The 25264-nt window shown below is 65.4% G+C and carries 21 protein-coding genes and 1 tRNA gene; 5 read left to right on the top strand and 17 right to left on the bottom strand.

All coding sequences use genetic code 11. The features are described 5' to 3' along the window. Both ACSF9G_RS17455 and ACSF9G_RS17450 read left to right on the top strand, forming a co-directional pair. Window positions 1-513, top strand: coding sequence for a c-type cytochrome (locus tag ACSF9G_RS17455; RefSeq protein WP_436644026.1), 513 nt, complete (start codon window positions 1-3; stop codon window positions 511-513). A gap of 273 nt (window positions 514-786) precedes the next feature. Continuing rightward, window positions 787-1140, top strand: a complete 354-nt coding sequence (locus tag ACSF9G_RS17450; RefSeq protein ID WP_436643396.1) for an Acb2/Tad1 domain-containing protein — start codon at window positions 787-789, stop codon at window positions 1138-1140. 147 nt (window positions 1141-1287) lie between these two features. On the opposite strand, the gene ACSF9G_RS17445 is transcribed toward ACSF9G_RS17450, so the two are convergent. The 16 genes from ACSF9G_RS17445 to ACSF9G_RS17370 all read right to left on the bottom strand — a co-directional run bounded on the left by ACSF9G_RS17445 (window position 1288) and on the right by ACSF9G_RS17370 (window position 18828). Beyond that, window positions 1288-3513 carry a CHASE2 domain-containing protein gene (locus ACSF9G_RS17445; protein ID WP_436643395.1) on the bottom strand — a complete coding sequence of 742 codons (2226 nt, stop codon included), beginning with the start codon at window positions 3511-3513 and terminating at the stop codon, window positions 1288-1290. Between the two features lie 194 nt (window positions 3514-3707). Then, window positions 3708-4463 (bottom strand): hypothetical protein, encoded by a 756-nt coding sequence (locus ACSF9G_RS17440; RefSeq protein ID WP_436643394.1) that lies wholly within the window; start codon window positions 4461-4463, stop codon window positions 3708-3710. 68 nt (window positions 4464-4531) lie between these two features. Then, window positions 4532-7633, bottom strand: coding sequence for a FecR domain-containing protein (locus ACSF9G_RS17435; protein ID WP_436643393.1), 3102 nt, complete (start codon window positions 7631-7633; stop codon window positions 4532-4534). A 749-nt stretch (window positions 7634-8382) separates the two neighbouring features. Continuing rightward, complete coding sequence (locus ACSF9G_RS17430; RefSeq protein ID WP_436643392.1) at window positions 8383-8526, bottom strand: hypothetical protein; 144 nt, start codon at window positions 8524-8526, stop codon at window positions 8383-8385. A 180-nt stretch (window positions 8527-8706) separates the two neighbouring features. Beyond that, window positions 8707-8961, bottom strand: coding sequence for a hypothetical protein (locus ACSF9G_RS17425; RefSeq protein WP_436643391.1), 255 nt, complete (start codon window positions 8959-8961; stop codon window positions 8707-8709). Window positions 8962-9299: 338 nt separating this feature from the next. Continuing rightward, the gene (locus ACSF9G_RS17420; protein ID WP_436643390.1) at window positions 9300-9605 is read right to left on the bottom strand and encodes a copper-binding protein; all 306 of its coding nucleotides are present in this window, start codon (window positions 9603-9605) and stop codon (window positions 9300-9302) included. A 5-nt stretch (window positions 9606-9610) separates the two neighbouring features. Continuing rightward, window positions 9611-10927 (bottom strand): multicopper oxidase family protein, encoded by a 1317-nt coding sequence (locus tag ACSF9G_RS17415; RefSeq protein ID WP_436644025.1) that lies wholly within the window; start codon window positions 10925-10927, stop codon window positions 9611-9613. A 78-nt stretch (window positions 10928-11005) separates the two neighbouring features. Continuing rightward, window positions 11006-12454, bottom strand: a complete 1449-nt coding sequence (locus tag ACSF9G_RS17410) for a TolC family protein (RefSeq protein ID WP_436643389.1) — start codon at window positions 12452-12454, stop codon at window positions 11006-11008. Beyond that, window positions 12451-12666 carry a hypothetical protein gene (locus ACSF9G_RS17405; protein WP_436643388.1) on the bottom strand — a complete coding sequence of 72 codons (216 nt, stop codon included), beginning with the start codon at window positions 12664-12666 and terminating at the stop codon, window positions 12451-12453. Before ACSF9G_RS17405 ends, ACSF9G_RS17410 begins: the two co-directional genes overlap by 4 nt. 655 nt (window positions 12667-13321) lie before the next feature. Beyond that, a tRNA-Arg gene (locus tag ACSF9G_RS17400) sits at window positions 13322-13398 on the bottom strand. A gap of 86 nt (window positions 13399-13484) precedes the next feature. Continuing rightward, a complete protein-coding gene (locus ACSF9G_RS17395; protein WP_436643387.1) occupies window positions 13485-13754 on the bottom strand; it encodes a hypothetical protein in 270 nt (89 codons plus the stop codon). A 62-nt stretch (window positions 13755-13816) separates the two neighbouring features. Beyond that, a complete protein-coding gene (locus ACSF9G_RS17390; RefSeq protein ID WP_436643386.1) occupies window positions 13817-15013 on the bottom strand; it encodes an aminotransferase class V-fold PLP-dependent enzyme in 1197 nt (398 codons plus the stop codon). Next, complete coding sequence (locus ACSF9G_RS17385) at window positions 15010-16122, bottom strand: tryptophan 2,3-dioxygenase family protein (protein WP_436643385.1); 1113 nt, start codon at window positions 16120-16122, stop codon at window positions 15010-15012. The genes ACSF9G_RS17390 and ACSF9G_RS17385 overlap by 4 nt, the downstream gene beginning before the upstream one ends. Window positions 16123-16179: 57 nt before the next feature. Continuing rightward, window positions 16180-17622 carry an amidase gene (locus tag ACSF9G_RS17380; protein ID WP_436643384.1) on the bottom strand — a complete coding sequence of 481 codons (1443 nt, stop codon included), beginning with the start codon at window positions 17620-17622 and terminating at the stop codon, window positions 16180-16182. Window positions 17623-17624: 2 nt separating this feature from the next. Next, entirely contained in the window at window positions 17625-18245 is a 621-nt protein-coding gene (locus ACSF9G_RS17375) for a helix-turn-helix domain-containing protein (protein ID WP_436643383.1), read from the bottom strand. Between the two features lie 379 nt (window positions 18246-18624). Beyond that, window positions 18625-18828 (bottom strand): hypothetical protein, encoded by a 204-nt coding sequence (locus ACSF9G_RS17370; protein WP_436643382.1) that lies wholly within the window; start codon window positions 18826-18828, stop codon window positions 18625-18627. A gap of 340 nt (window positions 18829-19168) precedes the next feature. On the opposite strand from ACSF9G_RS17370, the gene ACSF9G_RS17365 reads away from it, so the two are divergent. Continuing rightward, complete coding sequence (locus tag ACSF9G_RS17365; protein WP_436643381.1) at window positions 19169-20050, top strand: hypothetical protein; 882 nt, start codon at window positions 19169-19171, stop codon at window positions 20048-20050. 12 nt (window positions 20051-20062) lie between these two features. Here the strand turns inward: ACSF9G_RS17365 and ACSF9G_RS17360 are convergent, their stop codons facing one another. Next, window positions 20063-20908: a pentapeptide repeat-containing protein gene (locus tag ACSF9G_RS17360; RefSeq protein ID WP_436643380.1), complete on the bottom strand. Its 846-nt coding sequence runs from the start codon at window positions 20906-20908 to the stop codon at window positions 20063-20065. Window positions 20909-21182: 274 nt separating this feature from the next. On the opposite strand from ACSF9G_RS17360, the gene ACSF9G_RS17355 reads away from it, so the two are divergent. Continuing rightward, on the top strand, window positions 21183-22223 hold the full coding sequence (locus tag ACSF9G_RS17355) for an acyltransferase family protein (protein WP_436643379.1): 1041 nt from the start codon (window positions 21183-21185) through the stop codon (window positions 22221-22223). A gap of 67 nt (window positions 22224-22290) precedes the next feature. Beyond that, on the top strand, window positions 22291-25263 hold the full coding sequence (polA, locus tag ACSF9G_RS17350) for a DNA polymerase I (protein WP_436643378.1): 2973 nt from the start codon (window positions 22291-22293) through the stop codon (window positions 25261-25263). The last annotated feature ends 1 nt before the right edge of the window (window position 25264 follow it).

Here is a 25264-nt window from a genome sequence, read left to right as displayed (position 1 = left end):
ATGCTTCGCGAATGGCTTCTGGCATTGGTTCTCATTTCGCTGGCTTCGATCGGTGCGAGCGCCGATGACGCGCAGATCGCGCGCGGCGGTTATCTCGTCGGAATTGCGGGGTGCAACGACTGCCATACCCCCGGCTACTTCTTTGGCGAGCCGGATATGTCCCGGTATCTGGGCGGCTCCGATGTCGGCTTCGAGATCCCGGGCCTCGGCGTCTTTGTTGGCCGCAACCTCACGCCCGACAAGGAAACCGGCATCGGCGACTGGACTGAAGAACAGATCGTCGCCGCGCTTCAGACAGGCCTCCGGCCGGATGGACGCATGTTGGCGCCGATCATGCCGTGGCATGCTTTCGCCAGCCTGACGGAGGACGACGTCAATGCCGTCGTGGCGTTCCTGCGGAGCCTGCCGCCGGTCGACCACGCGGTTCCGGGGCCGTTCGGTCCGGGCGAGACAGTATCGACGTTCACGTTCCGGATCCTGCCGCCCGGCGAAACCGCCGCCGATGCGCCGTAGTCGAGGACACCCCTAATCGCGTGCCGGACCTCGGGACTGTCGTGCCGTGGCAACATGCACGCCGGGCCGGGGGGGGGGCGATCGCTGATCACAGAGGGTCGGGTGTCGGCCGCGTTCACGTTGCTCGCGTTTGGTCTTTGACCGGCACGGCGGGCGAATCGCCGCAAGGCCCCGTTTGGAGCCGGTCCTAGGCCGGCCACGAGGCCGGCGGTATGAGCGGGGGCGAACGCTACTCACGAGTAGACCAGAACACGATGAGGAAAGGGCCTGACCATGACCGAGCTGCGCAAGATAACCAGCTACACTGTCGACGGTGCCCTGAGGATCGTTTCCAAGGATGATCCCGGTCCCGGTGGCGCGCACCACGCCTACGTCATTGCCTGGGGCAAGGGCGAGCTCCCGATAACGTTCCAGTTCGGTCATACCCTGGAGTCCGGTCACAATGGCGTCACCGACGAAGCGCTGCTCGCCGTCATCGTCGACAGGCTCAGGTCATTTCAGGCTGGTCCGCTCGCCTGCCGCGAAAACGAGATCGCCCTGACCAAGATCGAGGAAGCCCTGCACTGGCTGCACCATCGCACCCGCGATCGGCTGGCGCGCGGCGTCAAGGGGACCGGCCGGGCGTGACCTGAAAGGCATTCCCCTTCGCCCCCAGGAACGCGGTACGTCCCGTTCGGCGGAAGGGACGAATTCGTTCGCTTGGGTGCGGCGTTGTCGCCGTCCCCGGGTCGGCCGTTCACCGCAACGATATCGGGAACCGCGTGGCTTGGATTTCTATTTTTCCGTCATTTTCACAAACGCCGGGCCATCGAAGGTCGGCGGCGTCGATTTGTGGCCTCGAATGTACGACAGATAAAACTGACTCGGGCCATCATCGCCGAACTCGGCCCCGATCGTCTCGAATAACTGCTCCGCCGTCAGCCAGTCCTTCTCGCGAAAGTAAGTCAGGGCGGTGGAGAATTTCGAGCACAGGGCTTTTTGCCGGTCGGTTGCGGCGGCCGATTTCGCCATGATCTCCACAACCGGCGTGGCGTCGGCCTTGCCGCTGAGGAGAATGTCCCCCAAAGGCCTCACTAGGAGTCCGTCAGGCGTCTTAAGGACGGTCTCGGCCGCCAGTACGTGGGTGCCCAGGTACTTGTTCAGGCTTTCCAGTCGCGCGGCCGTATTCGCTGTGTCTCCGAGAATACTGTATGCCATTCGACCGCCACCGCCGGTGTGACCGACGTAGAAATAGCCGTCCTGAAGGCCGATGCGCGGATTGAGACGCAGCCGGCCCCTCTGCGCGGCGAACCGCTCGATGGCATCGCAGACCTCCAGCGCCGCGCCGACGGCTTTGGCGCAAACCTCGGGCGACGGTTCGGCGGAAGTCCATGCGCACATGATCGTGTCGGCGTGAAACTCCGTTATGTCGACGTCGTGGCGTTTGAGCGCGGTGGCCAGCTCATCGAAATAACTGTTCATGAACTCGGCCAGTTCTTCCGGATTCTTGGTTTCGGACAGTGTTGTGAATCCGGACATGTCGGTCGCGAGGCAGGTCCCGTAGACCACCTTGTTGACTTCCGAGGGATCGAACTCCCGCCGCGTCAGATCCTGGACGATGTTCTCCGGCAGGTACATGCTGATGGCGCGCGTGACCTGTTGCTCCGCGTGGCGCTTCAGTCGGTACTGACCGATCAGCCCGATCAGGAGTGCGCACGGCATCTGCACCAGTGCAGGCGTGGCGAGCGGCAGCCAGACGCTGGTCTCGTTGAAGCGCCATTGGGCGAAGACCCCGTACAGGACCGCAAGTCCGATGACGGCCGGCACCCCCGCTGTCGCCGGCAACAGAAAGCCCAAGAGGCCGGCCACCAGGCCGAAGGCCACAATGATGGCAATCTCCGCGCGAAGACCGACAGGTCGCACGCTTCCTTGTGTCAGCAGGTTGGAAAAGGCGGTTGCCATTATCTCGACGCCACTCAGGTCGACGCCGTCATCGCCCGTGAAGCTCGTGAAGAAGCGGTCCGGCTGGTCCGGGGCGAACAGATCGGAATAGCCGACGAATACGACGGTACCCGCCAGGTCGCTGGTGCCAGGCGTGGGCGCGCGGTCGTCGGAAAGGACGTCCTCGTACGCGATCGTGGGGATAGAGCCCGGCGGCCCGTAGAAATTCAGGAAGTAATGATCCCGCCCCCCATACAGGGCGGCAAGCGCAGACAGGAGCCGGCGTTCTTCGTCGTCGGGCTGTGCGTCGATCCTCCGGCCGACCCGTTCAGCGAGCGAGGGATCGCTTACGAAGATCCCGCGGAAGGCCTGCATCAGGGCCTTGATGTCGTCGGGGGTCCTCAACTGCTGAGCGGTCGCGGGAAGGGCGTCGAGGCCGGACGCGCCCGCCTGCCGCAGCAAAGCGATCCAGACCTCGTAGTAGGGCAGAGCCTTCATCTGAAGCGCGAGGGCGGGGATGGTGGCGTTGTCGCCGAGGCTCGACTTGAACGTCCAGAATTCCGACGCGGCCTGATCGATCTTGGGCAGCGGGAACGGACCGATCGCACGGGCCGCCTCGGCAAGGGGCTGCGTTGGTGATCGCTTCTCCTCCACCCAGGTCCAGCCGGCATCCTGTCCGTTCGCGCTCACAAGGCGTTCGCGGTGCGCGGAGAGCCATTCGAACAGGACGACGCGATAGGCGTTTCCTATCACCCGGGCGAATTCCACGTCTTCGTCGCCGGGTTTGGCGCGACTGAAGTCCATGTCGAAAACGATGATCTCGGCGCCCCGCGCCACCAGACGCTCGACGAGCGCGCCGTGTGTCGTGCGTGGCCAGTCGCGCGGCAGTCTCGCCAGATCGAGAATACGCCCGGTTCGGTTGTTTATGCCGACCACCGCCACCCCGGGCGGCGGCGTCGCCGCGCCGCGCGTCTTGAACAACCAGTCGAGACCCTGGGTCCGCTCGAACTCGTTGCCGAAGGGCGACAGGATGACTGCAAGGCCAAGCGCGGCGCAAACCGCACCGGCACCGAGGCCCATGGCGAAACGCCTCAGTCGCGAAGAGCCAAAAAATCGTCGTATGCCGGCGCTCACGTCAATGCGGCTCCGCCCGCCGCGTTACAGGCGAGGCACATCCACTCTAGCGAACCTCGTCTATCATGGCGCCTCGCCAGTCCTTCGCATGCATTCCTGGCCCTGGAAACAGTGTAGGCCACCTGTCTTGTTGACTGGAACTAGTCGCAGATTTTCATGCGCCGGCCATTGACCTTCTCGTAAACGCAAGTGTTGTTCCCGATGGTCCCCATCGAGATGGCATCCAGCGCCGTCAACGGATCTCCGCCAAGGCAGCTGTTCACCTCGCCGGGGGCGGTGGGGGTCAAGTCGCCATTGCAGAAATTCGCGAGATTTGTGCCACAGCCGCACAGGTTCACATCCTGCTCCTGCGGTTCGATTTCGAAGGCCTGAACAAAGCCGGGCATCGTGTCATAGGCCCCGCAGATCGTGGCGACCTGGCCCTGGCTCACCGGGCACGGTCCCCTCGCAAAGCACACGGTTACGTTGGCCGGAAGTTTGTTTGCGTTGTTGATCGGCGATTGGACCTGATCGAGCACGACGCTGTCGCCGCACATGATCAGGGAACCGTTCCGCCGAGTGATCGTCGCTTCGAAGCCCTTGCGTCCCTTCTGCTGGCTATCGTTGCGCACGTCCTCGATCTGCACCTCGGTGCCGTTGACGATCGTTGCCCACACGCCCCCGCTCTGTTGCGGCAGGCTGGTCGGCGTGAATTCCACGGTCTGGCTCGGATCCAGAACAAATCCGCAGATTTCCGCCGCATCCGCGCAGGTCGCGTCTCCCTGGACGTATAACGGGCAAATCCCTGCCGGGGTGCGGTCGTAAACGCCGTCGCACATCTCTGCCGCGACGGCACCCGTCGATAAGCCGGCACCCGCTACGAAAGCGAGCGTAATCAGAGTTCGAACAGCTCTCATAATCCTCTCCCCTTGCGATCCGTCGGGCCAAATAATTAGACACCTAATCACATATTAACCATTCTTAGCTAAAAGTTAAGTGTGATCCGGCCCACGATCTGCATGGCTGGAAGGTACGGCCCGATAGAGGGCTCGTCGCGGAACTCCCGGAAACTGTCGTCCTGGTAGAAGAATTCCTCGTCGAGCAGGTTGCTGACCGTCAGGCTGGCGATACCCCTGCGATCGGGGAACCGGAAGCCGATGGCCGCGTCGACGACAAAGAAATCGTCGGATCCGTCCGCGAGCCCGAGGTTGGTCTTGGCGGCAAATGTCCGCGTGACGTCCTGGTTTACGTAGGTTCCGCCGAGCCCGGCGAAGAACCCGCTGGGGTGGAAATACCGCACCATGATCGGAACGCTGAAGGTCTCGACCTTCAGGGGGACGTCGCCGAAAACCGAGGAGTCGTTCACGCCGGTCTGGAACCGGTCGTAGGAGACCCGGCCGCTCAACGCCCAGCGATCGTTGATCGCCCAGTACAGATACGCGCCGCCGAGCTGCTCTTCCTGGTCTTCGAAGGTGACGCCGGTCGGGATGAAGACCGGGACCGTCAGGTCGCGCCAGGTGAATTCGGCGCCGATGAACAGGTCATCGGTGATCTGATAGTCGATCGCGCCGCCATACCGCCATGCTTCGTCGGCGTTGCCGTCGTCGAAGAGCTGGTTGAACCCCGCGATCTGGGTCGGTTCGATGGAGCGGTTGGCCACCAGGGCCGGCTTCACCGTGCGGAATGCGGCGCCCCGTACCACCAGGTCGTCGGTGATCTTCCACTGTACGCCGAACTTGGGGTTGACCTTCTCGACCTTGAGCGGGCCTTCCTCGTAATCGTCATAGCTCGCCCCGACCGTCCAGGTCACCGTCTCGGGAAGGGAGATGTTGACGTATGTGTAGCCGTGAAAGTGGGTGATCGGCGAATCCGTGACGACGAACGGCGGAAACGGTCCGAACTGCGCGGTCGTCGTCGCATCCGCGTCGGTGTATCCCACGCCGGCGACGACATTGAACAGGTCGGCCCTGTAGATGTACTGCCCCTCGTACTGATAGCCCTCGTCCTTGCCTTCGACCTTGAAGTCGAAGCCCGGGAAAAGCTCGCGCGCCCGCCGTTGGTCGCGGCTGCCATAGATTACGGAGGCGATGATGTCCGAGTTGGGGGTCGGCGAGTAGCGCACGCCGATCCTGGCCATGTCGCGGTTCAGATGGTTGCGAACGGTCGGATCGTAGGAATCCGGATCGAAGTTGAATGCGAGGTCGCCATACTCGGTTTCGCGCTGGCTCCATTCCGCCTGGATGTTCAGCTCCGGCGTAAGCGCGACCTGGCCATAAAGCTGAAAGATGTCGTGCTGGACGTCGTTGTTCGGCCGCCAGCCGTCGCTTTCGTATGTGAACGCGCCCGCGCCCAACGAGAGCTGATTGTAGATCAGGGACGCGACGCCCTCGCCGCCGATCGACTCGTCGTTGCCGACGACACCGGAGACGATCACCTGGCCCCCGTTCCGCTCGAACAGCGGCGTGAATTCGTCGAAGCCCGGATCGGCCGGCCCGCCGCGCGCGACGATGTTGAGGTTCGTCTCGACGAGGCTCGGCTGGATCGGATTGATGTTGACGTCCTGCAGGAGTTGCGACTGCAGCATCTCGCTGACGCGCGCGCTCTCACGGCGCGGAATGCCGATATACATGTCCGAGAGGAAGCGATGCGCGGACGCATTGTTCGGTGCGATCGTCAGCGATTGCGCGCCTTCATTCAGGCCGAGGGACCGGAAACCCAGGTCGTCGTAGACCCGGGCGAGGCTGGCGCCGCGCGCCGCTCGATCTGAATCCAACAGTTCCCGGCTGCGGTAGATGGCGCGATTGTCGTTGAGATCGATCGATGTCTGCAGCTCGTGCAGCGCCTCCACGGGCCGGTTTTCCGTCTGCAGCATGATTGCGTTGTAGAGGTATGGCGTCGGATCAAGCGGATCGAGTTCCTTGGCCAGTTGGAACTGCTCCTGGGCGAGGTCGTCCCGGTGCTCCTCGAAATAGGCCTTGCCGAGGTACGAGCGGAGCAGAGACCGCGACGAATCGAGGGCGACCGCCATCTCGATCTGTCGCCGCCCTTCGGCCAGGTTGCCGTCGCGGATCATCGCCAGGCCAAGTCCGAAACGCGCCTGCGGATCGGACGAGTCGAGCGCGATCGCCCGTTCGAAGGCTTCCCGCGCCTGCTTCGTACGGAATTCCGTCAGCGCGGCATAGCCCAGCACGATCTGCGTGCGTTCGATATTGGGATCCAGCGAAACGGCGGTCTCCGCCGCTTCGCGCGACAGGTCGCGATATCCGAGCATCAGCCAGAGTTCGCTCAGCCGCGCCCAGCCGATTGCGTCGTTTGGTTGCCGGGCGGTGGCCTCCAGCATCGTGTCGCGGGCGGCCAGCAGGTCGAACTGGGCCTGTTGCGCGAGCGACAGGGCAATTCGCGGTGCCGTTGCATCCGGTTCGAGCTCGACCGCTCTGGTGGCGTCCGAAAGAGCGGCCTCCCTGTCGTTCTGCACCACCGCGATGACGGCGCGAAGCGCATAGGCTAGTCCGGGATTTTCGCCCCGTGCCAGCGTGGCGTTGATGGACGCCCTGGCTTCGTCGACGCGCCCGACCGAAAGAAGGTGCGCTGCGTCGTAGATCGGTCCGGAGCGTGCACCCCCGGCGGCGAGGATCGGAGGATAGAAGAGGCCCCACTGCACCGCGTCGCGCGGATTGACGAGCGTGAAGGATTGCGGTGGTGCGCCCTTCGCCGAGCGGACCGACTGGCCGCTTTCAACGGAGACGTCGCCGCTGTCGTTCGAGGCGGACACCACCCCTTCGTAAACGGTCATCGTCGCGTCGTTTGCCGACGTACGAATGACGAATTCCGTCCCTTCGATCGTGGCATTCAGATACGGCGTGTTGACCTCGAGTTCCCTGGGGTTGCGGCTGAAGGACTGGAAGGCCCCGCGGACGAGGTCGAGGACCGACCGTTCCTCTTCTTCGCCGGCTATGTCGGCGAGGTAGATGGTCGTGTCCTGATCGAGCCGCAATACGGCGTCGTTGATCAGCATCACCGCCGCGCGGCTTTGCGGCCCCGTTCTCACGATGTCGCGTTGACAGAGGTCCTGATCGAGCACAGCCACCCGGGACACCCGGTCCCGCTGGATCTCGACGTCGCCATCTATCGAGATGAGTTGCCCTGCGACCTGAGCGCAGTCTTGTGCACGGGCGTCCGCCGCCCACGCGTGCCAGGTTACGCCACACAGAATTGCGATAGGTACACTACGCCGCATCCAAGCCAATTTTCCTGCCCCCGAAACTTGGCCTGTCCATCAACGAACGCTGACGCTCCATCAATGGACACGTCCAGTTGATTTACAAAGTTCGACTAAATCACACATTTTATAAGCCAGCTAGCTTTTTGTGTGAATATCGTAGCCGGTTTTCGGACCGCTACCGGTTGTCCGAAATGCCGGCCACGCCGGTCGGCGGTTCCCGACCGCGATCAAGCGACCGCCCCCCGGCGGGGTGGGGGACCGGGGGCCCGGAGGGCCCGGACGAGATCAAGCGGGAGCGTCAGGCCCCCGTGAACTGGGGCTTGGGTCGCTATGTGCCTGGAGCGTAATGATCGGGCCGGTTCAGGAACGGTCCGGCGCGTGTGCGGGCGGGCTTTTCGCCGCCGAGGGTGCCCGCAGGCCTGACCGCACCCCGGCTCGCCGGCTGGATACTCGACGGAAACGACGGTTGTCGACGGGCCTACGTGATAGCGTCAGCGATGGCTTGTTTTCCGGTTGCCGCGTCGCGTATGTCGCAGCAACCGGAGAGGGGCCGCGAGCCCGGCGCCACCCGCCAGGACAAGCGTACCCAGAGCGACAAGTATGCGTCGCATCGTTCAGTTCTTCTCGGCCCGGAAGCGCGTGTGGCAGGACGAGCAGGTCTGGGTGATCATCCCGAAAACCATGTCGGGCGGCATCTGGCCCAGGTCGTCTGCGGCACGCTGCGGCATGACGCCGGACGCCCCCCGGGAACCTATCATCGGCTGACCCATCATTCCTTGGCCCATCATGCCCGCGGCGCCGTGCATGGTTTCGCGCGGGTTGTCGGCCGCCGCGCCAAGCCCGGCGCCAAAGGATTCAAGCTGATCGCCCAGGGCCCGGAACGTTTTCCAATCGGTCCATATCTCGCGCTTTGCCTCGGATGGCGGGGCGATGCTGCCCTAGGGGAAGAGGACCGTCATGGTGGCCCCGCCGTGGTCCTTGATCGAATTGGCAAGGCCTCGAACGTTGCCGGCGTCGTAGGGTGCCTTGCCGGTGAACATGGGGGTCAACTGCTTCACTGCGTCGCTGAGCATCTTCATGTGGTCCACGCGTTCGCCAACCATGCCTGTTGCTCCGGAAGGGGCGAACACGCTCGTGGACGCAGCGGCGCCGGCCTGCGCGCGGTTGCTGCTCAACATATCAGAGTAGGGCATGAACGAACCGCCCGGCTCCTGGCCACAACCGTCGGGCGCCACCGGGCAGGGCCCGGAAGAGATCCCGACTGGGGTGGCCTGGTTCGCGGCTCCGTCACGCGACGCCCATTCGTGCGCCTGCGCTGAGCCGGCAAACACGACGATCCCGAGCGTGAGGATCGCTGCAAGCGCCGGGGCCCGGAGCCACAGGTTTGCGGTGTGACGTGCCGTGTGTCTTCGATAACGAACGGGGGGGCGACAATCAACGCCCGCCCCGAAACGTCACCGGATCGTGAATTCCGGCGAAAGGTTGATAGGCGGCAAACCCGGCAGCGGCTTGCGCCGCTGCGCAGGCGTGGTCACTCCTTTTCGATCTCGATCACGGTCAGGTCTCCCCGGATACGGTCCGCGCGGAACTGAATGTGGTCGCCGACCGCGACGGTATCGATCATCGCCGGATCGGCGACCTTGAATACCATCATCATCGGTTGGTTCATGCCGATATGCGGGATCGCGCCGTGGCGGATCGTCAGCTTTTTCTGGGAACTGTCGATCTTGGTGATCTCGCCTTGCACCATCGGGATGTCCTGCGCTAAGGCGGGCGCGGTTGCGAACTGGGCTGCCAGGCCCAGAAGTGCGGCGGCTAGGGTTGCGGGCATACGCATTTTGATCAGCTCCTTCCGTGGTGATCATCGTGGCTTGAATTTTGTGTCGGGTCCGAAGCGCCAGGCGCCTGTGCGGCATCGGGCTTGTCTCCGGTCCACTCATAGGCGACCGTGCCGGGGGGATGGTCGAAGTCGCCGGGGTCGGAATAGTCGCCGGCGGCAAGTCCGTCCCGAACCTTCATGACCGAAAACATTCCACCCATCTCTATCGGTCCGAACTGTCCCCAGCCGGCCATCATCGGCAGGGTGTTGTCGGGGAGCGGCATCGACATTTCGGCCATTTCGCCCATCCCCGCCGCCCCCATGGGCACGTAGTCCGGAACCAGTTTGCGGATCTGCTGGGCTACCAGACGCTTGTCGGCGCCGATGAACGTCTTCACGTCATGGCCCATCGCATTCATGGTGTGATGGGACTTGTGGCAATGCATTGCCCAGTCGCCTTCGTGGACCGCGTCGAACTCGTAGGCCCGCATTGCGCCGACCGGGATGTCGATCGAGACCTCCGGCCATCGCGCTTCCGGCGGAACCCATCCGCCGTCCGTTCCCGTCACGGCGAAGTCGTAGCCGTGCATATGGATCGGATGGTTTGTCATGGTGAGGTTGCCGACGCGAACCCGGACCCTGTCACCCTTGGCCGCCACCAGCGGATCAATCCCGGGGAAGACGCGGCTGTTCCAGCACCACAGATTGAAATCCGTCATCGTCATGATGCGCGGAACGCGCGCGCCGGGGTCGATGTCGAAGGCGTTCAGCAGGAACACGAAGTCGCGATCGACGCGGTGCTGCTGCGGGTCTTTCGGATGGACGACGAAGAAGCCCATCATGCCCATCGCCATCTGCGCCATCTCGTCGGAATGCGGGTGGTACATGAAGGTGCCCGACTTCGCGAGCTGCCATTCATAGACGTAGGTCCTGCCCGAGGGGATGTGCGGTTGCGTCAGCCCGCCGACCCCGTCCATGCCGCACGGCAGGATCTGTCCGTGCCAGTGGATCGTCGTCTTCTCCGGCAGCTTGTTGGTGACGAAGATGCGCACCTTGTCGCCTTCCACCGCCTCGATCGTCGGACCGGGTGACTGGCCGTTGTAGCCCCAGAGGTTGGCCGTCATGCCCTCCGCCATCTCGCGTTCGACCGGCTCCGCGACGAGATGGAACTCCTTCCAGTCGCCGTTCATCCGCCATGGCAGGGTCCAGCCGTTCAGCGTGACGACCGGGTTGTAGTCCGGGCCCGACGTCGGGTGCAGCGGCGGCTGCATCGTCGGCTCTGTCATGACCGGCGCTTCGGGCAGTCCGCGCGAAAGCGCCGGTGCCGCGATGGCGGTCATACCCAGCGTTCCAACGGCGCTCCCGAGGAAGCCGCGACGTGTGATCGTATCGTTCATGATGCGTCCTCCTGCGCGTGCCTAGTGGTCGCCGCCGCCGGCCCCGGCGGCGGCCGAAGCCATGTCCCCGGGCGCGGCTGCGCCGGGTGCGCCGCCGACCAGCGCGACATCGAGGTTGACCGTGGCGAGCCAGTAGTCACGCAAGGCTTCGCTTGCGGCGACGTTCGACTGGATCGCCGCGCGCGCGTCGTTGATCAGGTCGGTGACGTCCTCGATCATGCCGTTGTAGCGAAGCAGCGACTCTTCTGAGACGACGCGGCGCAGCGGCACGACTTCGTCGCGATAGAGCTTTGCGATGTCATAGGTCGCGCGATGGACCTGATAGGCTTCGCGCGCCTGCGATCGCGCCTCGACGCCGCGTTCCGCAAGCTGGTTGAGGGCCAGCAGATAGGTTTCCCTGGCGCGCCGGACCTTGGTTTCGCCGAAGTCGAAGATCGGGATCTCGAGCGCAACCTCGAAGCCCGGGCGGTTCGTCGTCTCCGTGTATTCGACGCCGTCTTCCAGGACGAACTCGTCCTCGGTGACATAGATCGCGCTCAGCTCCGCGAGATCGATGAACCGTGTCACCTCTTCCAGTTCGAGCGACTTGGCGAGGACGTCCAGTTCGAGCCGGGCGACCTGTACGTCGAGGCGTCGCCGCAGGGCCTCGACCTCGATATCCTCCGTCGTGGCCGGTCTGGCCGGCAACTTCGGCAACCGGCCGGTTTCCTTCAGCCGGTCCAGGTCCTGGCCCCAGAGGCCGAGGACCCGATTGAGCGTCTCGGCCTCCCGGGTATGCGCGACCTTCGCTTTGGCGAGCTGGGCGGTGACTTCGGCGTAGAACGCCTGTTCGCGGGCCTGGTCGATCTTCGTCGCGGCGCCCGTGCGGCCAAGCTCGGCAAGAAGCTCGGACGTCGCGTTCGCCGAGAGCTTGGCCTGCTCGAGCAGATGGACGCTCTGGTGCGCGGCGGCGGTGCGGTAGTAGGCACGCCTGGCCTCCGCTCCGACCCGCAGGGTCTCAAGCGCCGCGCCGTACTGGGCCTGCCGAAACCGCGTCCGGGCGATCTCCGAGCGTTGCGGCAAGGTGGCAAGCGCCAGGATGTTGACGATGATCTGCCGCTCGATCTCGGTGGGCAGGCCGCCGGCCGCGATCCGGCCGATCGAAATGGTGGGATTGGGCGGCAGGCTCGCGGCGACCATGTCGGTTTCCGCGAGCCCGAGCTGGTTGTAGGCCGCCTGCAGCCCGCGATTGTTCAGCAGCGCGATGCGGACCGAGCGATCGGCGTCCAGCGGCTGCTGCAACAGGTCGCGAACCAGGGCCTGCGATTGGGCCGCGCTATCCGCGTCGCGTATGACCGTCGGGCGCGCGTCCAACTCGCCGACCACGGCCGTTTCGACGAAGGCGAGGCCGCCGTCTTCGGAGTAGGCCGCGCACCCCGACAGAAGGCCCGCCAGGCCGATCGGCAGAATTGCCCGGTAGCGCCGTCTCATTGGTCGCCACCCCCCGGCGCGACGCGCCGATTGAGCTGCGGCCAGCCTTGCGGCTCGACGGGTCGGCGGGGCTGGTAGTCGTCCAGGACCGGACGGTAGGCCACGCGCGCGCTTTCCTGACGCGGATCGCTCGCGTCGCGTAGTCCAAGATCGGGGGCGGCCGAACAGCCGATCAGCAGCGTGCCGACCACGCCCAGCAACAAGATCTTCATCGATGAACTCCCAACCAATCCGGCAGGCGCGCCGGGCCGCTTTCAGCAGGCGGTCAACGGGCTGCGTATCGCGGTCGTTCTCGCGGCTGGAAGCCGGAACGAAAGCCGCTTTCGCGCAGGATGTTGGTCAGGAAAGGCGGGGTGGACGTTCCGAGGCGGGAACTGGAACGGCCGCGAAGTCTTCCGGCGAAGACGTTCCGTATTGGCGAGGGATGATGGCCCGCCCTAAGGAAATAACCAGGTCTATCGTTCCGACGGTCTGGCACATCGACGGACACCAGGTCGCGATTTTGTCGGCGCTGCCAGCGGATCGGGAGCGGTCGCAGCCGTTCCTATCCTGGAAAGCCGCGGTATCACTCGCGCCCGCCGAGGTGAGCATGGCGTGCATGCCGGACGCCTTCGCTGGCCCGTCTGCCGCGTGGGCGGGCATGGCAAACGTGCCTGCCGCGACCGTGACCTGGAGGGCACCGGAGGTAACCCAGACGGTTATCAGCAGCACATATGTCAACAGCCGCGCCATTCATAATTTAATGCACAAACGCATCGCCGTCGGCAAGCGAATTGCCGCGACGGCTAACACATCCTCGCGAGTCAGCCAGATTCCGGCTCGGATCGGCGGCGAATTTCGGCGTTTCGGTGGAGGATATGGAGGAAATGGCGCACCCGAGAGGATTCGAACCTCTGACCTCTGCCTTCGGAGGGCAGCGCTCTATCCAGCTGAGCTACGGGTGCTTCGAGCGCCGAATGCGGCGGAACATAGTGTATTGCCGCGGCCGCTGCAATTGCCGCGGGGCGGTTTGATCGCATTGTTTTCGCGCTCAGTCCCGCGCCGCCCCGGGGCCGCCCGGTTCCGCGCTCGAAAGCGCCGATCGGCGTACGGCGTCCATCAGCCGCGAGGCGTCTCCGTCCCATTCGCCGCACCAGTGGTGCTTGTCCGTGGTCGGGAATTTCTGGACGACCGTGCCCGTCTGCGGGTTCATGTAGATACCCGGCGGATACCGGTGGCAATGGCCGACGGTCCCGGACGACGAAGCGCTGTCGAGCTGCCAGTAGACGCAGCGGGAACACAGGGGATGCAGGTGTTTCATGCCGGCACTCCATTCCTTCGCCCCGGGGAGTATCCGGAAAATCTATGAATAAATCATTCGGCTTATAACTGTGTCGCACCGAGCGCCGCGGCGATCCGGGCGACGTAGTCGCCGGCCCGCTCGGTATCGTGATAGAGGCCGAAACCGATGCGCAGCCTGTCGCGGCGATAGTCGACTATGATGCTCTCCGCCATCAGTCGGTCGTGGATCGCGGCGGCGTCGGGCGTGCGAAACGTGAGGAAGTGCCCCATCGCGTCGCGCCCCGGGCGGCGCAGCAGCAAGGCCGGATCGAGCCCGGCAACGGGGCGGTCGGCAAGGGCCTTCAGGAACGCGTCCAGGACGGCGCGCACATGGGCGTCGATTTCGGCCACCGAAAGGCCCAGCCCGTCCAGCCAGTCCATCACCGCGTTGAAGCGATAGAGGCCGGAGGGGTCGAACGTCGCCCCCAGGAACCGGCCGCCGTCCCGGGCGTAGCCGACCTGATCGGCGCGCGACCGGATCGCGCCGAAGGCGGCGTACCAGCCGGTGTCGCGCGGGCGCGGGGCGTATCCCGGCGGGCAGTGCAGGAAACAGGCGCCCTCGCCGGCCATGGCGTACTTGTAGCCGCCGGCCATGTAGAAAGCGCGGCCGGCGATGGCGGACAGGTCGGTCGGCCGGGCCATGAAGCCGTGATAGCCGTCGATGACGACAAGCGCCGCGTCGTCGGGCACGGCGCCGACGATCCCGGCGAGGTCTTCGACGACGAAGCCGGAATCGAAGAATACGTGGCTCAGGAATACGAGGTCGAAGCCGCCCGCCGCGGCGGCCTCGCGAAAGCGGGCCTCGAACGTGCCGAACGGCTCGGCGGGAACGCGGGTCACCGCGACGATCCCATCCTCCTCCAGGCGCGCGGTCTGGCGGGTAAAGGAATGGAACTCGGCGTCGCTCGTGAGGATGCGCGCCGGCCGTTCACGCGGCAGGCAGGACAGCAGCCGCCGGACGAAGTCGAACGTATTCGGGGCGATCGCGATCGTCGCCGGATCGGGCAGGCCGAGGTGGCCGGCGACATGGCGCTGGAAGGCCGGAACGATCTCGCCGAACACATGGTCCCATTTGCGATCGGCGAGCGCGACGGCGTCGCGCCAGGCCTGCGCCTGCGCGGCTTCGGTTACGTCCGGCCAGGCATGGTGACTGTGGGCGGCGAGATGCAGCCGGTCCGGATCGGCCGCGAAGAACCGCGAGAAATGGCCGGCATAGCGCATGTCCTCCTCGCGGATCATGCGGATTCGGAGGCGCCGGATCCGGCCGGCGCATAGGCGAGCGACATCGCCCGGCGCACCTCGTCGGGCAGCGCCGGCCGCGCCCGGCTCGGCATCAGGAAGGTCGCGAGCGCGAACAGGTCGGAGAAGATCCGGTGCCGCTCGACCGTCTTGTGCAGGTAGCTGTGGCCGGACGAGCCGCCGGTGCCGAGCTTGCGGCCGATCATCCGCTCCACCATCAGCGCATGGCGGAAGCGCCAGGTGGTCAGCGTCTCGTCGACGTCCATCAACAGGCTCAGGAACCGGAAGGGCACCTGCAGCGCCGGCTCGTCGCGATAGAGATTGATGAACAGGGCGGCGAGCACCGCGCCGCGTCCCATCCGCCAGCCGGGCGCGGCCTCGGCCAGGTCCGCGGGCGTTCCGGAGAACAGCGCGTCGAACCGGTCGAGTTCCTGCTCCAGCGCCTTCACCTGGGCCGCGCGCTGGCTGTCGCTCAGCGCCGCGCTCCTCTCGGCATAGGCGATGTCGCCGCGCACCGCATCGGCGACGGCGGAGCGGTAGGCCTCGCGGAAACGCCAGCCCGCGGTCTCCACGAAGGGGACGCGCGACAGCCACGTCTCCACCAGATCGAACACGCTGCGCCCCTTTTCCTGGTCGAGGACGCGCGTCTGCTCGCGTTCCGTCAGGCGTTTCTCGAAGGGCTGGTCCTCGAAGGCGTAGCGGTCCTCGCGGCGCAGGCCGAGGCGCACCTCGACCGCACGGAACTGCGCGCTCTGGAAGCCGGACGCGGGATAGAGCAGGTCGCGGAAATCGAGGAAATCGAGCGGCGTCATCGTCTCCAGGAGGTCGATCTGGCGCACACCGAGCCGCAGCACCTCGACGATACGGGCAAGGCCGTTCGCGGCGGCGGCCACGTCGCGGTCGTCGACCCAGTCGCCGGCGAAGATCGCCTCGATCCGGTCGATCTCGACCAGGATCTGCTTGAACCACAGCTCGTAGACTTGGTGGACGATGATGAACAGCATCTCGTCATGCGCTTCGCGCCCGGCTGCCGCACTTTCGGGCGCCTGCGCGTTCAACAGGACGTCGAGCTTCAGGTAATCGGCATAGGAAACGGGCTTGTTCACCATCTGGATGTCTCCCACCAGGGCCGGCCTTAGGGCTGCCGGGTTTAAGGCTTCGGGTAGTCATGCCGGCTCCACCGCGATAACCGGCCGCAGATCGAACCAGGGCCGCGCCGCTTCGAGCTGGGCGGCGAGTTGCAGCAGCGTGCCGTCGTCGCCGTAGCGGCCGACGACCTGCACGCCGATCGGCAGCCCGTGTTCGCTGCGGGACAGCGGCAGGCTGATCGCCGGCTGTCCCGTCGCATTGAACGGCCCGGTAAAGGGGGCGAGGCCAAACAGCTGGCCGAGATACCGGTCGACATCGGTTTCGTCCGTCGAGTGGACGCCGAGCTTCGGTGGCGGCGCGCTCAGGGTCGGCGTCACAAGCACATCGTAGGTCTCGAAAAAGGCGGCGAGGCGCCGCGCCTCGCGGTTCATGACGGCCATCGCTTGTATGAAGTCGGGCAGCGTCGTCGCGCGGCTGCGGGCGATGATGGCATGCGACATCGGCTCGAGGTCGTCTTCGCCGATCGGGCGTCCGCGCTGCCGCGCCCAACCATCGGCAAGCGGCGCGAGATGGCCGATCAGCACTGTCATCATCGCGTCGATGAGCGCGGTGTGGTCGAACGCGGGCCTCGCCTCTTCGACAGTGTGGCGCAGCTCGGCGAGCGTGCTGGCCGCGTCGTCCACTGCCTTGGCGCATTCGGGGTCGACGGGGGCGCCGTCGAACCGGGTCGCCAGGACACCGATGCGCAGCGCCCTCGGCGCCTCGTTGATCAGCGCGCGGAACGGTTTCTGCGGACGCGGCGAGAAGAACGGCGCGCCGACATCCGGTCCGGCGGTGACGTCGAGGATCGCGGCGCAGTCGCGCACCGTGCGCGAGACCGCGTGCTCGTGGCTGATGCCGTGATTGCCGTCGCCGCGATGGGGGCCGTAGGGATTGAGCCCGCGCGTCGGCTTCAGCCCGACGAGACCGTTGGCGGAGGCGGGGATGCGGATCGAGCCGGCCGAGTCCGTGGCGTGCGCCGCCGGCAGCATGCCGCTTGCCACCGCCGCGCCGGCGCCGCCGCTCGAACCGCCGGCGCTGTGTTCGCGGTTCCAAGGGTTCCGGGTCGGGCCGTAGGCGCGCGGTTCGGTCGACGCGCTTAGGCCGAATTCGGGCGAGTTGGTGCGCCCGAGAAAGACGAAACCGGCGGCGCGCAGGCGCGCGACGAGCGCCGAATCGGAGTCGAAGACCATGCCCTGGAATAGCCGGCTGCCATTGGTCAGCGGCATGCCTTTCACCGGCGCGTGCAGGTCCTTGATCAGATAGGGCACGCCGTGGAACGGTCCGGGCCGGCCGTGCGTCTCCAGATCGTCGAGCGCGGCGTCGTAGCGTTTGTAGATGACGGCGTTGAGCACCGGATTGAGAGCCTCGATGCGGGCGATCGCGGTTTCGACCACCTCCCGGGGGTGCATGTGCCCGGCGGCGATCAGCTCGGACAGGCCGACGGCGTCGAGGCTTTCCCACTCAGAGGTCGAAAGCATGCCTACCCCCTGCCTGGCCCGGCCCGGTTCACGGCGCCCGTGTTCATGCCGGCGGCGATGTTGAGGATCGTCGCGTCCTCTTCGCTCACCGAAATATACGCGTGTCCCATGCTGGCGTCGTAATAGGCGCTGTCGCCGGCATCCAGCCGCAGCGGCGCATAGAACTCCGAATGCAGCTCGACCGCGCCCGACAGGACGAAGACGAACTCGTCGCCTCGATGGCGGATCAGCCCGTCGAATTCGTCGATCGCGCGCGCCTTCACGGTGATGACGGTCGGGTCCATCTGCTTGAGCGTCAGGCCGGTTGCCAGCGGCTCATAGACATAGGAGCCGGTCGGATGGTGCTTGCGTCCGGTCGCACGAGTGACGTCAAGGCGCCCCGTGCGCACCGACGTCGTTGCCGGCTTCGGTCCGTTGAACAGCGTGGTCAGGTCGGTATTGAGGCCATGGGCAAGCTTCAACAGCACGTCGTAGGTCGGCGACATGCGGCCGGTTTCGATCTTGGAAACCGTCGAGACCGCCAGGCCGGCCGTCTCGGCCACCTCTTTCAGCGTCCGCCCGGTGCTATGCCGCAAACGTCTCAACTGCGTGCCGAATGCCTCGTCGGCGCCACTGTCTGGCATTGTCGCGGCCGGGGCAGTGCTCGTTTTCGGTATGGCCATCGGCGGTCTCCTCGGGCGAGGCCACCGAATCTATCATCGGAAAATTATTGTGACAAATTTTCCCTTCGGAAAATATTCCTGCGTGACCCGTTCAGGTCGATGATCGGTACTGGCTCGGCCAGCTTCCGTTCGTGGCGGCAAGCCTCGAGGGGAGGGGGTACCGCCGCGTCGGACACGGCAGGTCCGGGGCACTGGATCTTTGAGGATCGGTGCCGCCCGCGGGATCGTCGGCACCCTCGGACAGGACCCGGATCACGAGTCGCACGGCGCGCCGATAATCCGCGCGGGGTCTCTTCCGCACCCGGCCCGTCTATCGGCGTCCGATGGGGCCGCTGTCGACCTACGGCCGGAACGGCGGCGAGGACGGAACGCTCGTATCGAAGGGCTCGTTGAGCATCGGCAGAAGGCCGGCCTTCGGGTTGTAGTTGACCGGCGGGGGATAGTACAAACCGGCGCTATTGTTGCCGCCGGCGGTGCTGCACGCCGCCAGTGCCGGAAGCGATGCCAGAAGCGACGAAACAATCAAAACTCTACGCAATTGCATTCTGGATCTCCCGGGTCTGATTCGCCGAGCGGAACCCTAGCACAAGCTTTGTCCATGTCACCGCCATCGCGGCGCGCTCGAATTCTGGTTCCGCCGCACTCCCGGCCTTCCGATCCGCTGGATTCGTGGTCGCCGAGACTGCGTGTTGGCGAATAATAGGCTGTAATTCTGGTTAACGCATTATAAAGGCCGCGGCCGCGCGGATGTCTTCATCCGCTGTGTCGGCGCCCTCTGGCTTTTCGCGACCGCCGGACTGACAATCGGGATATCTGGGGAGCGTCTCCGTCAGTTGATGAGGGGGCGATCCGTGGGCTCCGGAGAACCGGGCAAGAGGAGTCGAATGAAAAGCGGGGCAAATCCGGGCGAGGCAAATCCGGCCCGCCGGAAACCTGTGCTTGCCGCGGCTGCCTTGTTGGCCGTGCTGGGCGTTTCGGCCGTCGATGCGGGACGGGCGCAGGACCGGGCGGCACCCGCCAATTCGCTTCCCCCGCTGGACGAGGAGCGAATCGGGGCGGCGGCGACCGCGAGCAAGCTCATTGTTCTCGACGCGGCGATCGCCGGGGGCAAGCTGATCGTCAGGGGCGTGACCCCCGAACCGGGTCAGCCCGTCCGTCTCGACGGCAGGTACCGGACACGCTCGGACGACCGTCAGTATTTCGAGTTTGCCCATGTCTATCTGCCGGGCGACTGCATCGTGAAGCTGAGGGCCGGCAACAGGCGGGCGAGGGCGGTCGTACAATATTGCGGGCCGCGCGGGCGGAAAGGCCGGTCTGGCGCGAGGGGGGCTGCCGGCGAGCCCGGTCCTCGCGGCGCCTCCGGCATCGCGGGCACATACGGCTTCAGCGGCAAGATCGGCCCGATTGCTGGCGGTCAGTCCGAACCGCCGGTCTTCGCCGGCGCCACCGTCGAGCTTACGGTCATGGAAGGGCAGCGGATCCTGGGCGGCGCCCAGGCCGCCCTGGGGCTCACCGGTGGCAAGTTGACCGCCGGCCGGGTCGGGCTTTGCTATCAGTCCCTGCCCGGCGGGTCCGTGCGGGATGTCAACGGCGGCGATTTCCTGCTCGTGACCTTCACCGCGGAGCGACAGGTCTATTCGGCGAGCGGCAGCGTCCAGGTCCCGCCCGGCCCCTACCGGATCGGGTTTTGCGTGCAGAACCTCGGCGACGCCCCGCTGGACGATAATGACGTTGCCCAGGGCTGGGTGATGGTGACCAACGAATAGGCCGGCCGTCGCCTAATGGCAGTTGTTAAGGGTCAGTCCGCCGGGCAGTTTCGTGGCCGCGTCGCCACAGGCCGTCGCCAGCATATCCTGGGTGAGACCGGAGGCGCCGGTCAAATCGGCGCCGGACAGGCGCGAGCGCTGTAGCGTGGCCCTGTCCATCTTCGCTCCCTTGAACTGGGCGCCCGAGAAATCGCCGTGCGACATGCGTGCGCCGCTCAGGTCGGCGTCGATGAAGGAGGCGTTGACGGCCTGGGTCCGGTCAAGGTCGGAGCTGTTCAGGCTGGCCCCCGAAAAGTCGGCGCCCTGAATATCGGTGCGCTCCAGATTGGCGTCGTTGAGCTGCGCCTTCTCGAACACGGCGCGTGGCATGACGGCGCGTTTCATCGTTATGTCGCGCATGTCGGCGCCGGCGAAATTGGCGTCGGTCAGTTCGGTTTCGTCGAAGTCCGCGTTGCGCAGATCCGCGTTGGAGAAATTCCCACCCGGGGCCTTGCCCTTCTCCATGTCGGCATTGCGCAGCTTGGCGCTCGCGAAGGTGGAACCGGACAGGTCGGATTCTTCCATCTCGGCGCGCTGCATGTCGGCGCCGGTGAAATTGGTATTGGGCATGCGCGCGTACTTCATGTCGGCATTGCGCAGGATCGCGCCCGACAGATTCATGTCGGCCCGGTCGATGTCGCGCAGATGGGCCGCCCGCAGGTCGCATTCCGTGCAGCTTCCGGTGGAAATCAGCTGTTCGATGGAAGCCGTTGGATCCGGCGGCGGCGTCTGCATGTGCGGAACAACGAAAATCACCGCCCCGGCGATCACGATCAGGAGCGGCAAACCAAACAGAATCAGCAATCTTGGAGTAGACATGTCGGCAAGGCCTCGTCCCGCGTGGGCCCGTTCTCGATATTCGGAATATGCGGTTTCGCGGCGGAATTGACCAGACCCTGTCTGACTTTAGGGCTGGAACGGCGTGAATTGCGACGCCGATGACGGGTCGGAAACCCCAACGTAACGGAACTTTACCAGATGTTCCTTATGCGCCATCGCATGGCCCAACCCCTGGGCGCGCGGCATGGATCGTGCTGCGAACAGGGCGAAGAGACGATTTCCGTCGTGCGTTGTACCAGAACGGAGCAGTAGCGTGCCGAATACATCCCCCGCCGTGCCTGGTCGGATCGATTGGGTCGATATCGCCAAAGGATTCTGCATCATCATGGTCGTGATGATGCACTCGACGCTGGGTGTTGAGAAGGCGGCCGGTGTCGAGGGGTGGCTGAATCCGCTCGTCGAGTTCGCCAAGCCGTTCCGGATGCCCGATTTCTTTCTGATCGCCGGCCTGTTCCTCGCACGTCGCATCGATCGGCCGTGGGGGGAATACCTCGACCGCAAGGTCCTGCACTTCGTCTACTTCTACATCCTGTGGATGGGCATCCAGACGGTGCTCAAGACCGGTCTGGCCGGCGACGGGTTCGCCGCGATCCCGCGCGACTTCCTGTTCGGCCTGATACAGCCTTACGGAACGCTGTGGTTCATCTATCTCCTGCCGGTTTTCTTCGTCGTCACCAAGCTGTTGCGCCCGGTCCATCCGGCGATCGTCCTGGTGGCCGGCGCGGCGCTTCAGATCGCCCAGGTTCACACCGGCTCGGTGATCGTCGACGAATTCGCCAGCCGTTTCGTGTTCTTCTATGCGGGCTACGCGCTCGCCCCGGCCATCTTCGCTTTCGCCGCGAAGGTTCAGGAGATGCGGCAGGTGGCGCTCGGCGGGCTGATCCTTTGGGTGCTCCTGAACGGCAGCCTGGTCGAAGCCGGCATCGCCGACGCGCGGTTCGTCAGTCTCGGGCTCGCCGTGCTCGGCGCCATGGCGGTCGTGTCCGTGTCGGCGTTGCTGGCCGCATCGCCGGTGGCGTCGCCGGTCGCCGCGCCGCTGCGCTATTGCGGCGAGAACTCCATCGTCATCTATCTCGCGTTCTTCCTGCCGATGGCCGTCTCGCGCATCCTGCTGCTCAAGTTCGGCATCGTGCCCGATATCGGCACGATCTCGCTGATCGTCACCAGCGCCGCCATCGTCGGCCCGCTCGTGATGTTCTGGATCGTGCGCGGCACCTGGCTCGGTTTTCTGTTCGAGCGTCCGGCCTGGGCGCGTTACGAACCGGCACGGCGCCTGGCACACGCCGCCGAGTAGGTTCGCGGTGCTGCCCTCCCCTTAAAAAGGGTCGCCAAGCGGCACCGGCCGGGGCATAGTCCCGGCCATGCCGAAAACCGAAAATCACCCCGTCAAATCCGGCGACCATCTCTATCTGGTCGACGGCTCGTCCTACATCTTCCGCGCCTATCACGCGCTGCCGCCCCTGACGCGCAAATCGGACGGGCTGCCGATCGGCGCGGTGCACGGTTTCTGTCAGATGCTGTGGAAGCTGTTGCGCGACGCCGAGGACAATGGCGATGCCGACAAGCCGACACATCTCGCCGTGATTTTCGACTATTCGGCGAAAACCTTCCGCAACGAGATCTACGATCAGTACAAGGCGCACCGCCCGGAGCCGCCGGAGGATCTGCGCCCGCAGTTCGGCCTCATCCGCGAGGCGGTGAAGGCCTTCAACGTGCCCGGGATCGAGCTGGAGGGCTATGAGGCCGACGACCTGATCGCGACCTACGCGAGGCAGGCCGCCGGCAACGGCGCCACCGTGACGATCGTCGCCTCCGACAAGGATCTGATGCAGGTCGTCGGCGACCACATCGAGATGATGGACCCGATGAAGGATCGCCGCATCGGGCCCGCCGAGGTCGAGGAGAAATTCGGCGTCGGTCCCGAACATGTCGTCGACGTGCAGGCGCTCGCCGGCGATTCGGTCGACAACATTCCGGGCGTGCCCGGCATCGGCGTGAAGACCGCCGCCCAGCTCATTCTCGAATACGGCGACCTCGAATCGCTCCTGCAACGCGCCGAGGAGATCAAGCAGCCGAAACGGCGCCAGAGCCTGATCGAGCATGCCGACAACGCCCGCGTCTCACGCAGGCTCGCCGAGCTGAAGTCCGACGTGCCGGTGGAGACGGATCTCGGCGAACTCGGCGTGCGCGCGCCGGAGCCGGAACGCCTCATCGCCTTCTGCAAGGGGATGGAGTTCACCACCATCACCAAGCGCGTCGCCGACGCGACCGGCGTCGACGCGGCCAAGGTCGAGCCGGCGGACGTGCCGTTCAAGTACTGGCCGCCAGAAGGCGGCGAGGGTGGCGAGCCGAAGGCCGACAGACCGGCAAAAAAGAAGGCCGCGGACAAGACGGAAAACCAATCCAAGGCTGCCGACAAACCGGCGGGCGGTCCGGGATCGCCGTTGGCCGCGGTCGAGGCCGGCGCGGCGGCCGCCAGGTCCGTCCCGATCGACTCCTCCGCCTATGAAATGGTGACGACGCTGGACGTGCTCGACGCCTGGATCGCCGAGGCGATGACGGCGGGCGTCGTGGCGGTCGACACGGAGACCACCTCGCTCGATGCCATGCAGGCGGAGCTTGTCGGCGTCTCGCTTGCCACCGGCCCGGGGCGGGCCTGCTACATCCCGCTTGGCCATCACGCCACCGAAGGCCTCGATTTCGGCGATGACCGGCCCGAGCAGATCGAGATGTCGGAGGCGCTCGAGCGTCTCAAGGGGGTGCTGGAGGACCCGGGTACGCTGAAGATTGCCCAGAACCTCAAATACGATTGGCTGATCTTCATCCGCCACGGCATCGACGTCGCCCCCTTCGACGACACCATGCTGCTGTCCTACGCCCTTGATGCCGGGCGTGGCGGCAACGGCATGGACGAGCTGTCGCGGCGCTGGCTCGACCACGAGCCGATCAAATACGCCGATGTCGCCGGCTCCGGGCGCAACAAGGTGACCTTCGACCTCGTTCCGATCGACCGCGCCACCGAATATGCCGGCGAGGACGCCGACGTGACCTACCGGATTTGGCAGGTCCTGAAACCCCGTCTGGCCGCTGAGCACATGGCCACCGTCTACGAGACGCTGGAACGGCCGATGGTGCCGGTGCTCGCCCGCATGGAGCGGCGCGGCATCACCATCGACCGGGCGATGCTGTCGCGCCTGTCGGGCGATTTCGCCCAGTCCGCCGCCGCGCTCGAAGCCGAGATCCACGATCTCGCCGGCGAGTCCTTCAATGTCGGTTCGCCGAAGCAGCTCGGCGACATCCTGTTCGGCAAGATGGGGCTGCCCGGCGCCAAGAAGACCAAGACCGGCGCCTGGACCACCGGGGCGAGCGTGCTCGAGGATCTTGCCGCCGAAGGTCACGAGCTGCCCAGCAAGGTCCTCGAATGGCGGCAGCTTTCGAAGCTCCGCTCGACCTATACCGATGCGCTGCCCGGCTACGTCAATCCAGAGACCGGGCGTGTCCATACGTCCTACGCGCTTGCCGCGACGACGACGGGACGGCTGTCTTCGTCCGAACCGAACCTGCAGAACATCCCGGTCCGCACCGAGGAGGGTCGTCGCATCCGCAAGGCCTTTGTCGCCGAAAAGGGAATGAAGCTCGTCTCGGCCGACTACAGCCAGATCGAGCTGCGCGTGCTGGCCCACATCGCCGATACGCCGCAGCTCAAGCAGGCATTCGACGACGGGCTCGACATTCATGCGATGACCGCCTCGGAGATGTTCGGCGTGCCGGTGAAGGGCATGGACCCGATGATCCGCCGCCGCGCCAAGGCGATCAACTTCGGCATCATCTACGGCATCTCCGCCTTCGGGCTCGCCAACCAGCTGTCGATCCCGCGCCAGGAAGCGGCCGACTACATCAAGCGCTACTTCGAGCGTTTCCCCGGCATCCGCGACTACATGGAGGACACCAAGGCGTTCGCCCGCGCGCACGGCTACGTCTCCACGATCTTCGGGCGGCGCTGCAACTATCCCAACATCACCAAGGGCCATCCCTCCGAACGCGCCTTCATGGAGCGGGCGGCGATCAACGCCCCGATTCAGGGCTCCGCCGCCGACATCATCCGCCGCGCCATGATCCGCATGGAGGATGAGCTGCGCAAAGCCAGGGTGAAGGCGGATATGCTGCTGCAGGTGCACGACGAACTGATCTTCGAGGTGCCCGAGGACACGGTCGACGACGCGATCCCGGTCATCGTCAGGGTGATGCAGGAGGCGCCGCTGCCGGCCGTTTCGCTGAAGGTCCCGCTTCAGGTCGACGCCCGCGCCGCCGACAACTGGGACGAGGCGCATTGAC

This window comes from Microbaculum mangrovi (assembly GCF_051390635.1).
GTDB lineage: Bacteria > Pseudomonadota > Alphaproteobacteria > Rhizobiales > Tepidamorphaceae > Microbaculum.
This window is presented reverse-complemented; position numbering and strand designations above follow the sequence as displayed.